General features: G+C 68.4%; 14 protein-coding genes. 7 read left to right on the top strand and 7 right to left on the bottom strand.

Annotated features, from left to right (window positions below):
* The first annotated feature begins 118 nt into the window (after positions 1–118).
* The 3 genes from QM693_RS04735 to QM693_RS04725 all read left to right on the top strand — a co-directional run bounded on the left by QM693_RS04735 (position 119) and on the right by QM693_RS04725 (position 3,074).
* Positions 119–817 carry a TetR family transcriptional regulator gene (locus QM693_RS04735; protein ID WP_283351573.1) on the top strand — a complete coding sequence of 233 codons (699 nt, stop codon included), beginning with the start codon at positions 119–121 and terminating at the stop codon, positions 815–817.
* A 173-nt stretch (positions 818–990) separates the two neighbouring features.
* Positions 991–2,151 (top strand): acyl-CoA dehydrogenase, encoded by a 1,161-nt coding sequence (locus tag QM693_RS04730; RefSeq protein ID WP_009478133.1) that lies wholly within the window; start codon positions 991–993, stop codon positions 2,149–2,151.
* Between the two features lie 74 nt (positions 2,152–2,225).
* Positions 2,226–3,074, top strand: coding sequence for a 3-hydroxybutyryl-CoA dehydrogenase (locus tag QM693_RS04725; protein WP_105422728.1), 849 nt, complete (start codon positions 2,226–2,228; stop codon positions 3,072–3,074).
* Here QM693_RS04725 and ubiG read toward each other — a convergent pair.
* Positions 3,071–3,904: a bifunctional 2-polyprenyl-6-hydroxyphenol methylase/3-demethylubiquinol 3-O-methyltransferase UbiG gene (gene ubiG / locus QM693_RS04720; protein ID WP_283351572.1), complete on the bottom strand. Its 834-nt coding sequence runs from the start codon at positions 3,902–3,904 to the stop codon at positions 3,071–3,073. The two genes, QM693_RS04725 and ubiG, sit on opposite strands and share 4 nt — an antisense overlap.
* Positions 3,905–3,994: 90 nt before the next feature.
* On the opposite strand from ubiG, the gene QM693_RS04715 reads away from it, so the two are divergent.
* Both QM693_RS04715 and QM693_RS04710 read left to right on the top strand, forming a co-directional pair.
* Positions 3,995–5,239 (top strand): hypothetical protein, encoded by a 1,245-nt coding sequence (locus QM693_RS04715; RefSeq protein WP_283351571.1) that lies wholly within the window; start codon positions 3,995–3,997, stop codon positions 5,237–5,239.
* Positions 5,240–5,326: 87 nt separating this feature from the next.
* Positions 5,327–6,772 carry an MFS transporter gene (locus QM693_RS04710; protein ID WP_283351570.1) on the top strand — a complete coding sequence of 482 codons (1,446 nt, stop codon included), beginning with the start codon at positions 5,327–5,329 and terminating at the stop codon, positions 6,770–6,772.
* A gap of 15 nt (positions 6,773–6,787) precedes the next feature.
* On the opposite strand, the gene QM693_RS04705 is transcribed toward QM693_RS04710, so the two are convergent.
* The gene (locus QM693_RS04705; protein ID WP_283351569.1) at positions 6,788–7,207 is read right to left on the bottom strand and encodes a hypothetical protein; all 420 of its coding nucleotides are present in this window, start codon (positions 7,205–7,207) and stop codon (positions 6,788–6,790) included.
* A gap of 53 nt (positions 7,208–7,260) precedes the next feature.
* Entirely contained in the window at positions 7,261–7,788 is a 528-nt protein-coding gene (locus tag QM693_RS04700; RefSeq protein WP_283351568.1) for a GNAT family N-acetyltransferase, read from the bottom strand.
* A gap of 6 nt (positions 7,789–7,794) precedes the next feature.
* Between QM693_RS04700 and QM693_RS04695 the strand changes: the two genes are divergently transcribed.
* Positions 7,795–9,285 (top strand): MFS transporter, encoded by a 1,491-nt coding sequence (locus tag QM693_RS04695; RefSeq protein ID WP_283330814.1) that lies wholly within the window; start codon positions 7,795–7,797, stop codon positions 9,283–9,285.
* On the opposite strand, the gene QM693_RS04690 is transcribed toward QM693_RS04695, so the two are convergent.
* The gene (locus tag QM693_RS04690; RefSeq protein ID WP_005255930.1) at positions 9,266–9,955 is read right to left on the bottom strand and encodes a GTP pyrophosphokinase; all 690 of its coding nucleotides are present in this window, start codon (positions 9,953–9,955) and stop codon (positions 9,266–9,268) included. The genes QM693_RS04695 and QM693_RS04690 overlap by 20 nt on opposite strands.
* The gene (locus QM693_RS04685) at positions 9,933–10,616 is read right to left on the bottom strand and encodes a TetR/AcrR family transcriptional regulator (RefSeq protein ID WP_283351567.1); all 684 of its coding nucleotides are present in this window, start codon (positions 10,614–10,616) and stop codon (positions 9,933–9,935) included. Before QM693_RS04685 ends, QM693_RS04690 begins: the two co-directional genes overlap by 23 nt.
* A gap of 141 nt (positions 10,617–10,757) precedes the next feature.
* Between QM693_RS04685 and QM693_RS04680 the strand changes: the two genes are divergently transcribed.
* Positions 10,758–11,141 carry an RNA-binding S4 domain-containing protein gene (locus QM693_RS04680; protein ID WP_283351566.1) on the top strand — a complete coding sequence of 128 codons (384 nt, stop codon included), beginning with the start codon at positions 10,758–10,760 and terminating at the stop codon, positions 11,139–11,141.
* A gap of 4 nt (positions 11,142–11,145) precedes the next feature.
* On the opposite strand, the gene QM693_RS04675 is transcribed toward QM693_RS04680, so the two are convergent.
* Together QM693_RS04675 and QM693_RS04670 are read right to left on the bottom strand one after the other, a co-directional pair.
* On the bottom strand, positions 11,146–12,060 hold the full coding sequence (locus tag QM693_RS04675; RefSeq protein WP_280778510.1) for a diacylglycerol kinase: 915 nt from the start codon (positions 12,058–12,060) through the stop codon (positions 11,146–11,148).
* Positions 12,057–13,637 (bottom strand): FAD-binding oxidoreductase, encoded by a 1,581-nt coding sequence (locus QM693_RS04670; RefSeq protein WP_283351802.1) that lies wholly within the window; start codon positions 13,635–13,637, stop codon positions 12,057–12,059. The genes QM693_RS04675 and QM693_RS04670 overlap by 4 nt, the downstream gene beginning before the upstream one ends.
* Between the last annotated feature and the right edge of the window lie 8 nt (positions 13,638–13,645).

The following is a 13,645-nucleotide window of genomic DNA, read 5'->3' as shown; positions in this document are numbered from 1 at the left end:
TCGAACTCGACCTCGCCCCGCCCTACCAGGACGGACGCACTGTTTCGAGTATCCGCCCCTCGGACGCGCCGGGTCCAGGGCACTGCGGGACAAAAGCCGCCAATGGATACTGGGCCCCATGACCGAGCGCGTCGACACACCCGGCATCGATCCCGCGGACTTCCGCGTCCACGTCGTGGCGCAGGCCATCCGGCTGTTCTCCGAGAACGGGTACGAGGCGACGACCGTCGAGCAGATCGCGTCCGCGGCGGGCGTGTCCCGGCGGACGTTCTTCCGCCAGTTCCGCTCCAAGGAGGACGTGATCTTCGCCGATCACGAATCGCTGTTGCAGCAGGCAGGCGATTATCTGTCCACGGATTCCGACGACCCGTGGGCGGCGGTCTGCAGGACGGCAGGCCTGGTCTTCGACAGGTTTCGCGAGAACCGGGAGCTGTCGGCTCGCCGGTACCAGGTGGTGCAGCGGGTGCCCGCCCTGCGCGACCGGGAGATCGTCACCGGTTTTCGCTACGAGCGGTTGTTCGTGGACTACCTGCGCGGCGTCGTACCCACCGAGCCGGCCCTGAAGGTCATCGGATTCGCGGCCGCTGTCACCGCGTGCCACAACTTCCTGCTCCGGAACATGATCAAGGGCGACCCCGACGCCACCGCCGAGGAACTCGAGCGGGCCCTCCTCGACGTGCGCCGGACGTTCGGCGTCGCTCCGGGGGCATCGACGCAGGAACAGGACGCCGTGCTGGTGGTGTCGTACCCGCCGGGAACGCCGGTGGACGAGATCACCGGGCGCATCCAGGCCCAGCTGTCCCGGCGCCGGGGCTGAGGCGGCCGGGTGATGACAACCACCCTTGACTGGCACTCAGTGCCGTGGTTGACTGCACTGTAGTGGCAGTAGTTTGCCGACCACGAACATTGCGGCCCGCCTGAACGACAATGACCCTGGCACGGAGTGCCTATTCAGACTCGGTGCCGTCGAGACTCAGCAAGGAGCGCCCCATGGCCGGAAATCCGGACTTCGATCTGTTCAAGCTCGGTGAAGAGCACGACGAACTGCGGTCCGCGATCCGCGCGCTCTCCGAGAAGGAGATCGCCCCCTACGCGAAGCAGGTCGACGAGGACGCACGCTTCCCCGAAGAGGCCCGCGTCGCCCTCGTGAACTCCGGGTTCAACGCCATCCACGTCCCCGAGGAATACGACGGCCAGGGCGCCGACTCCGTCGCCACCTGCATCGTCATCGAAGAGGTCGCCCGCGTCTGCGGCTCCTCCTCCCTGATCCCCGCCGTCAACAAGCTCGGCACCATGGGCCTCATCCTCAACGGGTCCGAGGAACTCAAGCAGCAGGTCCTACCGCAGCTCGCGTCCGGCGAGGCCATGGCGTCCTACGCACTGTCCGAGCGTGAGGCCGGTTCGGACGCCGCCAGCATGCGCACCCGCGCCAAGGCGGACGGCGACGACTGGATCCTCAACGGCTCCAAGTGCTGGATCACCAACGGTGGCAAGTCCAGCTGGTACACCGTCATGGCCGTCACCGACGCCGACAAGGGCGCCAACGGCATCTCCGCGTTCATGGTCCACGAGAACGACGAAGGCTTCGTCGTCGGACCGAAGGAGAAGAAGCTCGGCATCAAGGGTTCGCCCACCGCGGAGCTCTACTTCGAGAACTGCAAGATCCCCGGCGACCGCATCATCGGCGAGCCCGGCACCGGTTTCAAGACGGCGCTGCAGACCCTCGACCACACCCGTCCCACCATCGGCGCGCAGGCCGTCGGCCTCGCGCAGGGTGCCCTCGACGCCGCTCTCGCCTACACCAAGGACCGCAAGCAGTTCGGCAAGTCGATCAGCGACTTCCAGGCCGTGCAGTTCATGCTCGCCGACATGGCGATGAAGGTCGAGGCCGCCCGCCTCATGGTCTACACCTCCGCGGCCCGCGCCGAGCGCGGCGAGAAGAACCTCGGTTTCATCTCCGCTGCCGCCAAGTGCTTCGCCTCCGACGTCGCGATGGAGGTCACCACCGACGCCGTCCAGCTGTTCGGTGGCGCCGGCTACACCACCGACTTCCCTGTCGAGCGGATGATGCGTGATGCGAAGATCACTCAGATCTACGAAGGCACGAACCAGATCCAGCGCGTCGTGATGTCGCGTGCACTGTTGAAGTAGGCGGCTACGCCGCCCGTGCGCCTTTTTGGTAGCTCCCGCTACCAAAAAGGCGCACGGCTACGTGAGGAGAATTTGTGGAACTAGTAGGCGTGATCGGCGGCGGCACCATGGGTGCCGGCATCGCCGAGGTATGCATCAAGGCCGGTAGCTCGGTTCTCATCCTCGAGACCAAGCCGGAATTCGCCGAGGCCGCGCAGGCCCGGATCGAGAAGTCCCTGGCTCGTGGGGTCAAGGCGGGCAAGCTCGACCAGGACGCCGCGGATGCCGCGCTCGCCCGCGTGCGGGTCACCCTCGACATCGAGGAGTTCGCGGACCGCGACCTCGTGATCGAGGCGGCGCCGGAGATCGAGGCGCTCAAGGTCGACATCTTCCAGAAGCTCGACAAGATCGTGAAGCCGTCGGGCATCCTGGCGTCCAACACGTCGTCCATCCCGCTGATCAAGATGGCCAACGCCACGCAGCGTCCCGGGCAGGTCGTGGGCGTCCACTTCTTCAACCCGGTGCCGGTGATGCCGCTGGTCGAGATCGTGGTCAGCCTCGTCACGTCGGAGGAGACCGTCCTCGCGGTCACCGACTACGCGAAGAACACGCTGCGCAAGAAGACGGTGCGGGCCGGTGACCGTGCGGGTTTCATCGTGAACGCGCTGCTCATCCCGTACCTCACGTCGGCGGTCCGGATGCTCGAGTCGGGTTACGCGACCGCCGAGGACATCGACGAGGCCATGAAGGGCGGCTGCGGCTACCCGATGGGCCCGCTGACGCTGATCGACACCGTCGGCCTCGACATCACCCTCGCCGCGGCGGAGTCGCTGTACGCGGAATTCGCCGAGCCGCACTACGCTCCCCCGACGCTGCTCAAGCGCAAGGTGGACGCCGGACAGCTCGGCAAGAAGAGCGGTAAGGGCTTCTACGACTACAGCTAGTCACGCCCGTCCGGAAGCCCGTCGCGTCGTCGCGGCGGGCTTTCGTCGTTCTTGACCGCAAATCCCATGTAGGAGATGGCCGTGCTCCTGATCTGCCCGAAGTCGAGCCGGCGGCTCAACTCCCCGTAGCTGAGCCGTGTTCCGCCCGCCCGGGCGAGGTCGAGGAGCCGAAGAGGATTCTTCGACCGCGGCCCGAGCCCGACGATCTCGCCGAGCCGCAGACCGTGCCGCTCCATGATCGGTGCCAGTTCCGCCGGACGGATACACATCGACCAGTCGTGGATGGGGGTGTCGAACATCCGGGTCATCCGCCACTCCTGCATGATCTTGATCGCGACGAGCTTGCTGGCGAATGTGCGGTTGATGGTGTCGAACAGGTACAGGCCGCCGGGTTTCAGCGCACGGGACGTTTCGGCGATCACTCCGTCGAGATCCGACACGTGCTCGAGGACGTCGCAGCAGTAGACGACGTCGAACGCGGCATCCGGCACCGGCAACTGTTCGCCCGACCCGATGCGGTACTCGATGTCGAGGGCCGAGTCGGCGGCGTGACGCCGTGCGGTGTCGACCGACACCGGGGACGGATCGATGCCCGTCACCCGGAAACCGATGCGGGTGAACTCCTCCGCGAGGAACCCGCCGCCCGAACCGACGTCGAGGGCGCGGAGTCCGCGATGGTCACGACCGACCGTTTCGCCGAGCACCTTACGGAAGTAGGCGAATCGTCCCGGCGTCAGACTTCCGTGCAGCAGGTTGAGTGGGTTGTCTTCCTCCCACCACGACTCCCCCACCCGGTTGTAGACGTCGTTGTCGATGACCAAGCGGACCACCCCTTCTCTGCCGCGGACACAGCACGACCTCCAGCCTTCTCCTGCGCGTCGGTCACTTCAAGGCCGGTGCCCTTACGCGATGCTCAGGGGATGACATTCAGGATCTCGCACGTGTGCCTGCTGCTGGGCGGGTTCGTCGCGGGAATTGCGTTGACGTCCACCACGTCCAGTGAGTTCGCGTTCGTGGTCGACGGCAACCGCCTGGACGCGCTGTATGTCGGTCCGGCCGCAGGCGCCTTCCTCGCCGCGATCGTCGCCGTCCTGGTGGCAGCGCTGGTTCGTGCCCGCCGGATCCTGTCGACGCTGTCGTTCGCCGGCCTGGCGCTGCTGGGTGTCGCTCCGGCGACGGGGCCGTGGGACCTCGAGATGTACCTCGGCGGAGCCGGTGCGGGCCTGCTCCTCGGCGGTCTCGTCGGACTGTGCGCCACCGCCGACCGGGCATGGTTGCAGACCGCACTCGCGGCGGGGGTGCTCACCGGGCTCCTCCTCGCCGGCCCGATCGACCACTTCTGGACCTCGGCTCCCCGGCGCTACGCGGACTACCTTCCGGAACCCTTGTTCGAGCCGGTGACGCTGGCCCTCCTCGCGCTCACGGCCGTGGTTCTGGCCGTCACGCTCGCGTCCGGCGACCTCGGTGAGCGGACGGAGGTCGCGGTGAGCGGGCGCGCCCTCGTCACCGGGATCGTTCTGCCGCTGATCGGGCTGGTGCTGTACTGGTGGTTCGTTCGTCGTGTCTGGAACGTGGGCGCCGACGGTGCGATGCAGGGCCGGTGGATGTTCGGACTCGTCCTCGTCGTGGTGGTGATCGCCGCCTCGCTGTGGTTGGAGGGCCGCACCGGGATCGTGTTGCTTGCCGCGATGGCGTTCGTCGCCGCGGGGGACATCGGCGTGGCGGCGTTCCCGGACTCCTGGCCGTGGCTGCTGGTGCCGGCGGCGCTCGCGCTGACGGGTGCCGTGCTCGGGAGGCGTTTCCCTCACCCGGTGTCCGGCATCGCGGCACTCGCAGTCGTGGCCGCGTCGGCGCTGTTCGAGCACCCACCGTGGGACAACCTGCACGTCGGTGCGACGTGGCTTCTCCTTCCTCTCGCGGCCTCGTACACGGTCGCGTCGAGTCTGCCGTCGAGCGAATCGGTCACCGCGATGTCGCTGGCGGCCCCGGCCGCGCTGGCCGTCCCGCTGATCGCCGACTACGGGTGGACGGCGTACACGCCGCTCGTCGGATCCGAGAGCGCGCCGGGGCCGGACTCGTGGGCGTGGACATCGACCGGACTGTCGGTGGTTGCCGTGGTCGCGTGCGGACTCGCCGCCGCCTACCTCGGAAAACGCGCCTCCTAAGCCTCATTGCACGATACATACGTTGTGCACCATGCATACGCTGTGTATGGTGCACAAATTGTGTTTCGCTCAGTTGAGGAGATTCGTGTGGACAGTCCGATGCCCGCCGTCCGACCGGGCGGCCTCGTCGCCGTGCTGGCCTTCACCGGCATCGTCGCCGCGCTCATGCAGACCCTCGTGGTGCCGCTGATCGGCGACCTCCCCCGACTGCTCGACACGACCGCCTCCAACGCGTCCTGGGTGATCACCGCGACGCTGCTCGCCGGCGCCGTGGCGACACCGGTCACCGGACGTCTCGGCGACCTGTACGGCAAGCGGCGGATGATGCTGATCTGCACGGTGCCGCTCGTCCTGGGCTCGGTGGTCTGTGCGCTCGCGACGTCCCTGGCCCCGATGGTGATCGGCCGAGGGCTGCAGGGCATCGGTGTGGGCATGATTCCGCTGGGAATCAGCGCACTGCGGGACCTGCTGCCGCCCGAGCGCCTGCACTCCTCCATCGCCTTGATGAGCTCGTCCATGGGCATCGGCGGCGCCCTCGGTCTGCCGCTCGCCGCAACGGTCGCGGAGAATGCGAGCTGGCGCGTGCTGTTCTGGGGCGCCGCCGGGCTCAGCGCGCTGATCGCCGTGCTGCTCTGGTTCTTCGTGCCTGCCACGCCCGTCCACGGGCCCAAGGCCCGCTTCGATCCCATCGGGGCAGTCGGACTGGGCGTCGGACTGGTGTCCCTGCTGCTGGCGGTGTCCAAGGGCGCCGACTGGGGCTGGGCGACCAGCACCACCCTCGGTCTGTTCGCGACCACGGTCGTCGCATTGACGGCCTGGGGCTGGTGGGAACTCCGCACTCCCGAACCACTGGTCGACCTGCGGGTGATCGCCGGCCGTCAGGTGCTGCTGACCAACGCCGCGTCCGTCGTCGTCGGCTTCGCCATGTACGCCCAGTCCCTGATCGTTCCGCAGCTCCTGCAGTTGCCGGCGTCGACGGGATACGGCCTGGGACAGTCGATGCTGGCCATGGGCCTGTGGATGGCCCCCTCGGGTCTGATGATGATGGCGGTCTCCCCCTTCGGCGCCAAGCTGTCGTCCACCCGCGGACCGAAGGTAACCCTGCTCGTCGGAAGCCTCGTCATCGCGCTCGGCTACGGATCGTCGATGTTCCTGATGGGGTCGACGTGGGGCCTGGTCGTGGTGACCTGCATCTGCGGCTCGGGCGTCGGCCTGGCCTACGGCGCGATGCCCGCACTCGTGATGAGCGCCGTGCCGCAGTCCGCGACCGCCTCCGCCAACAGCGTCAACTCCCTGATGCGCTCGGTCGGTACCGCGGTGTCCGCGGCCGTCGTCGGAGTGGTCCTCGCCCAGATGAGCGTCCAGGTCGCCGGCCACACCCTGCCCACCGAGGGCGGCTTCCGAACCGGCCTGTTGATCGGTTGCGGTGTCGCACTCGTCGCCGCGGCCATCACGCTGGTCATTCCCACCCGTCGCGCCAACCTCACGGCGCCGGACTCGATTCCCGAACCGCTTGCGCCGTCGAAGGTGTAGAACCTTGCCGGTTGCCTACTTGTGGAGGGCGTACCCCGCCACCGGGTTGCCGTTGATGTAGACGGTGCCCTCGTAGGTGCCGTCGGGCCTCGGGGTGATCCGGTCGGTCAGGAAGGGAAGCCCGGAGGGGCTGTAGTCGCTGACGAGGGAACCGCCCGCTTCCGGGGTGGTCATGCCGAAGATGTACGGAAAGAACACCCCGAAGTTGTCCATGACCCACCCGGGCCCGAACGTCTTGCCCTTCCAGATCAGGTCGCCACCGAGAACGTTGGTGGTGCCGAGGTATGTCCCGGCAGGCAACGGGACCGGCATCGGCGCGGGTAGCGGCGGCGGCATGGGGGCCGGCACCGGGTCTGCCGCGGCCGTCCCCGCGGCGAAGAAAGACAGGCCGGCCACCGCGACGGCCCCGACTGCGACCTTGCGCATGATGTCCATGAGTTCTCCGTATATCGAGGTGCGTGGCGGAAAGTGTCGCACGGACAGGGCCGTCACAGGGAGAGTGTGAAGAAGATGCTGTTCGGATCGTTGCCGTAGTCCCCGAACGGGGGACATTCGGTGAAGCCGTGCTCGGTGTACAGACGCCTGGCCGGGGCGAAGAAATCCTCGACGCCGGTCTCGAGGCTGAGCCGGACGTACCCGCGTGCCCGCGCCTCGTCGACGAGGTGCGCGAGGAGCCGGGTGGCCACACCCCGCCCGCGCGCCTCCGCGGCAGTCCGCATCGACTTGATCTCACCTTCGGCCGGCGAGAGCTCACGCAGAGCCACGGTTCCCAGCACGGTCTCCTCGCCCCACAGCGTCCACACGGTGACCGACGGGTCCCGCAAACCGGGCAGATCGAGGGCGTGAACACTGTCGGGCGGCGACGTCGCACGCATGTCCGCCAGGTGCTCGGCCAGCAGACCGTGCACGGCCTCACGGGACAGGTCGTCGACTTCGATGTACACGTGCTCGAGTATGCCGAAGCCGGCGCGAGAAATCGCAACGAGCACCCCGCTGCCTGGACGGCGGCGCACCATGGGGAGATGACCGAGACAGTGCTGCGCCTGAGCACCCGCCAGGGACGGTGGGTGGTCACCGCCACCGTTCTCGGCTCGAGCCTCGCGCTACTGGACGGCACGGTGGTGAACATCGCCCTGCCGCACATCGGCGAGGACCTCGGGTCGGATGTCGCGGGAATGCAGTGGGTCTTGAGCGGCTACACCCTCGCCCTGGCGTCGCTGATCCTGCTGGGCGGGGCGCTCGGGGATCGCTGGGGCAGGCGCCGCGTCTTCGTCTGGGGGACGGTCTGGTTCGCGGCGGCGTCACTCCTGTGCGGCATCGCACCCGACATCACGATGCTCGTGATCGCGCGGATCCTGCAGGGTGTCGGGGCCGCGATGCTGACCCCCGGCAGCCTCGCGCTGATCTCGGCGTCGATCCACGAAGACGACCGGGGCGCCGCGATCGGACTGTGGTCGGGCCTCGGCGGGGTGGCCGGGGCGATCGGGCCGCTACTGGGTGGCTGGCTGGTGGAGGTGGCAGGCTGGCGGTCGGTGTTCCTGCTCAATCTTCCGCTCGCCGCCGTCGTCGTGTGGGCATCGATGCGGCACGTCCCCGAGAGCCGCGACCCGCATCCTCCCGATCATCTCGACGTGGTCGGGTCGGTGTGCGCAGTGATCGGCCTCGGCGCGCTCACCTACGGTCTGATCGAGATGAACCTGATCGCCGGGGTGGTCGGGACCGTCGCGCTGATCGCGTTCGTCGTGGTGGAACGGCGCTCACCGAACGCCCTGGTGCCGCCGAGCCTGTTCGCGTCGCGCATGTTCGTGGCGGCGAACCTGGTGACGCTCGCCGTGTACGCCGCACTCGGCGGCGTCTTCTTCCTGCTTGTCCTGCAATTGCAGTTGGTGGCCGGATACTCGCCGATCGAAGCCGGGGTCGCCACCATCCCGATCACGCTGGCGATGCTGGCGTTCTCCTCCCGCGCCGGCAGCTACGCCCAGACCCACGGCCCCAGGTTGCCGATGACCGTCGGGCCCGCACTCGCAGCGGTCGGCCTGCTGTTGATGACCCGGATCGGGCCGGGTGCGAACTATTGGACGGTCGTGCTCCCCGGCGTCGTCGTCTTCGGCCTCGGACTGTCCGCCATGGTCGCGCCGCTGACCGCCGCCGTGCTCGGGTCCGTCCCGGTGGACCAGTCCGGCATCGCCTCCGGAGTGAACAACGCCGTCGCGCGCACCAGCCAGCTACTGGCGGTGGCCGCGCTCCCCGGGATCGCCGGGATCGACGCCGAGAGCATGATCGACCCCACCAGTTTCTCGCACGGCTTCCGCATCGCGATGTACATCTGCATCGCACTGCTCCTGGTCGGGGCGACCATCGCCGCAGCCCTGATCCGGGCGCCCGCCCCGCCCGCTCCCACCCCGCTTGGTCCCGTCCCGGATTCGGTTGCATGCAAACCACATTGCGACGTCACCGGTCCGGCAGTGCAACCGGCAATCGCCCGGTCGAGCCCTACTCCACCGAAGCGATGACGTGTAGCGCTGCCCCGTGTTCGCGCACCTCGTCGTGGAGGGCCTCCATCTTGACGTCGAGATTGCGGGCCACGTCGGCAGCATCCTTCAACTCGTCCAGCAGCGCGGCCGGGACCGCCTTGTCGTACTTGTAGAAGATCTTGTGCTCGAGGCTTGCCCAGAAATCCATGGCCACCGTACGGATCTGGATCTCCACCCGCACCGATTCGACGCGGTCGGACATGAACACCGGAACCTCGACGATCAGATGCAGGCTCCGGTATCCGTTGGGTTTGGGTTCGGCGATGTAATCCTTGACCTCGATGAGGGTGATGTCCTGCTGGCCCGTCAACAGGTCGCTGATCCGGTACGCGTCCTGAATGAAGCTGCAGGTGATCCGGATTCCGGCGATGTCGTGGATGTTGTCGCGGATGGAGTCGAGAGTGAGCGGAATACCTTTGCGGGCAGCCTTGCCCAGCACGCTGTCGGCCGACTTCAGCCTCGACTTCACGTGCTCGATCGGGGTGTACTCGTGAATGTAGGTGAACTCGTCCTTCAAGATGTTGATCTTGGTCATCATCTCGTCGATGCCGAATTTGTACGACATCAGGAATCGGGTGAGATCCCGTCCCCCGTCGGAGCTTCGGAGACTCAGCAGTCCGGTCACGTCATCGGCCGTTCGCTGCTCCACACGTCACCCCCACCATTGCCTCGTGCATCGCCGACGGAGTGGGTGCAGGCGGCAGCGGTGCGGCGCCGTCAGCCGAGAACGCCTGGAGCATGTAGCCCATGAGACGACGCCAGGCATCAGGGGCCGCGGCGCCCGTCGCCTCGACCACCCCCGCGTTCGCCATCAGAAGCAACACCAGGTCCTGGGAGGAGAAGTCCGCGCGCAGCCGACCCGTCTCCTTGGCGCGTTCGATCAGCCGCTCGAAGCCGCGGTAGGCCTCGGCCCGCTTCGCCTCGAATTCGCTTGCGGTGGGGAACGTCATGGTGAGCACGTGAGTGAAGCCGCGATCTTCCGCCTGCATGGCGCACACCCGCTCGACGTAGGCGCAGAAACCGTTCCACGGATCGGGGTCGGCCGCGGCCTCGTCGACGGCGTCGACGTAGGCGCTCATCTTGTCGGCGAAGACATCGGTGATCAGATCCTCCCTGGTGGGGAAACGGCGATACAACGTCGCGATGCCGACCCCGGCTCGCCGGGCGACCTCGGCCATGGAGGCCGTCAACCCTTGCTCGGCGAACACCTCCTGCGCCGCATCGACGACGCGCGAGCGGTTGCGCTCGGCGTCGGTGCGCAACGCCTGCCTGCACGCATCCCGTGCCTCTTTCGACCCCGGCTTCACCATGAACTCGATGCTACCTGAAGTGGAAAGCGCACTCCGTTTATCGTGTCAGCCCACGCCCGGCGTTCTGGACGACCGCGCCCGATACCTGAAGGCGGCACCCGCGATCAGCAATCGAGTCGCACCCTTTCGTATCCTGGTCGGGTGGCGATTTCCGGTACCGATCCCGCGAGCGTCCGGGTCGACAGCTGGACCTGGGCGATCCGGCTCTTCAAGACACGCTCCGCGGCGGCGGCCGCCTGCAGGTCGGGGCACGTGCGGGTCAACGGCACCACCGCCAAACCGGCGCAGGCGGTCAAGACCGGTGACGAGGTCCGCATTCGCGCGGCAGGTGTCGAACGCATCGTCGAGGTCGTCCGGCCGATCACCAAACGGGTCGGCGCGGTGGTGGCGGTCGAGTGCTACACCGACAACACACCGCCGCCCCCACCGCGCGAAGTCCTCGCGTCGATACCGCAGCGCGACCGCGGCGCCGGCCGGCCCACCAAACGCGAACGCCGCGAGATGGACCGGTTGCGCGGGTTGTGACCGCTCAGGCCGGGGTGTGGCTGAGGATGCGCAGGGCGTCCGGCACCGCCTCGATGGTGACCGGCAGCGGGCCGACCCGGTCGCCGTCCGCGTAGGCCGTGATGCCGTCGCACTGCAGTCGCACCGTCCGTGAACGGTAGGTCTGTACATCGGGGAGATCCACGTGTGTGCCCTTGTAGACCCGGGGGAACAAGCGGACCAGCCTCGACCGGCGACCGTAGTCGACGACCGTGACGTCGAGCAGGCCGTCGGTCTTGTCGGCACCCGGGCAGATCTGCATGCCGCCGCCGTAGGAGCGTCCGTTGCCCACCGCCACGAGGGTGGCGTCCACCTGGAACGTCTCCTCGTCCAGTTCGATGGTGTAGTGCAGCGGGCGGAGCTGCGTCAGTTCGGCGAGCATCGCGAGGTTGTACCGCATCGGACCCTTCGGCCAGGACATCCGGTTGGCGCGGTCCGTGACGAGCGAGTCGAATCCGCTCGCGACGATGGTGCCCGCCCACACCACCGCGCCGTCTGTGAGCGTGATCCTGGCGAGGTCGGACTCCTGCACCTCCCCGTCGGCGATCACGTCGGCCGCGGCGACGGGATCGCCGACGGGGATACCGAATTCGCGCGCGTGGTCGTTGCCGGTGCCGGCCGGGATCAGTCCGACCGGTGTCCCGGACTGCGCCGCCGCCTGCAACCCGATGCTGATGGCGCCGTCCCCGCCGACGACGACGAGCGCGTCGGTGCCGTCGTCGATCGCCCGGCGGGCCAGCATGCGCGCGTGATCGGCGTCCGTCCCGATGATCTCGGTGACGGCGACCCCGCGCTCACGCAGGCGGGCCACCCCCTTGCGGCCGGCGACGGGTGCGTGACCGTGCCCGGCGAGGGGGTTGACGAGGACGGTGACCTTCTCGATCACCTGCTGGGTGCTCACGGAATCAGCTTGCCGGGGTTGAGGATTCCCGCCGGGTCGACCGTGTCCTTGACCGCCCGCAGGATCGCGACGCCCAGGTCGCCGATCTCGTCCCGCATCCACGGGCGGTGGTCGACCCCGACCGCGTGGTGGTGCGTGATGGTGCCGCCGGCGGCGACGATCGCATCCCCGGCGGCGGCCTTGGCCTTCCGCCACTGTTCGATCGGGTCGTCCGCCTGCGCGGACACGACAGTGAAGTACAGCGAGGCGCCGGTCGGGTACGTGTGCGAGATGTGGCAGAGCACGAGCGGCGGGGTGCCCTGCCCGGACAGCGACTCCGTCAGCGCGGCGGTCACGGCCGTGCGGAGCGCAGCGAGGTTGCCCCAGGTGGTCGCGGTTTCCAGCGTCTCACACAGCGCTCCGGCGTCGAGCAGCGAGTCGCGCAGGTACGGTGCGTCGAAACGGCCGTGCTCCCAGCCGTTTCCGGGTCCCTCGCCCAGGGACGTGCCGCCGTGCGCCACCAGGACGGCACGTGCCTCCGCCGTCCGCTCCGCGGTGTGCTCGGCCGTGCCCTCGAACGTCGTGATCGCCAGGCAGCCGCCGGTGACGGTCTCCTCACCGATCTTGTCGGTGGTCGCGAGGTTCACCGCCGTCTCCGCCTCGTCGGACAGTCGCAACACGGTCGGGACCGCACCTTCCTGCCGCAGCGCCCGCAGAGCCGCCGCGCCCGTCTCGAAGTCGGGGAAACTCCACCCTTCCCGGACGGTGGTGTCGGGGACCGCGTGCACCCGCACCCGCACCCGGGTGATGACACCGAGCGTGCCCTCCGACCCGACGAACAGTTCGCCGAGGTCCGGACCCGCCGCGGAGGCCGGGGCGCGCCCCGTGTCGAGGGTCCCGGTGGGGGTCACCACCCGCAGTCCCTGCACCATGTCCTCGAACCGCCCGTACCCCGCGGACGCCTGCCCCGACGACCGGGTGGCCGCGAAGCCGCCGATGGTCGCGAACATGAAGCTCTGCGGGAAGTGCCCGAGCGAGAAGCCGTGCGCGCCGAGCAGTTCCTCGGCCAGCGGACCCGTCACACCCGCTCCCAGCGTCGCGATGCCGGAGTCGGTGTCGAGGTCGACGAGCGCGTCGAACCGGCGCAGGTCCAGCGAGACGACGGCGTCGAATCGGTCGCGCACGGGGTCGAGCCCGCCGACCACGCTCGTTCCGCCACCGAACGGCACCACGGCGATGCCGTGGTCGGCGCAGTATCGGAGCACGTCGGCGACCTCGTCGTCCGTGCCGGGAGTGACCACGGCGTCGGGTGCGTTCTGCGGTTCCATGCTGCGGCGGCGCAGCAGGTCGAGCGTGCTCTTGCCGCCGGAACGCAGCAGCCGGTCGGAGTGCGCGGTGCTGCAGAACTGTTCTCCGACGATGTCCGCGAGCGCGGCGACCTGCTGGTCGGACAGTGCGCTCGGAGCCAGAACGACGTCGTCGGCCGCCCGGTCGGAGGGCTCCCTGATCGTGACGCCGAGGGCCTGCTGCAGCAGTCCCTTGATGCCGTCCGAGAGGACCTTGTGCTTTTCCGGCGCGCCCCAGGCGTCCCACTGCATCGGGGGTG

The organism is Rhodococcus sp. IEGM 1305 (genome assembly GCF_030058635.1).
In the GTDB taxonomy this organism is placed as follows: Bacteria; Actinomycetota; Actinomycetes; order Mycobacteriales; family Mycobacteriaceae; genus Rhodococcus_F; species Rhodococcus_F opacus_D.
This window is presented reverse-complemented; position numbering and strand designations above follow the sequence as displayed.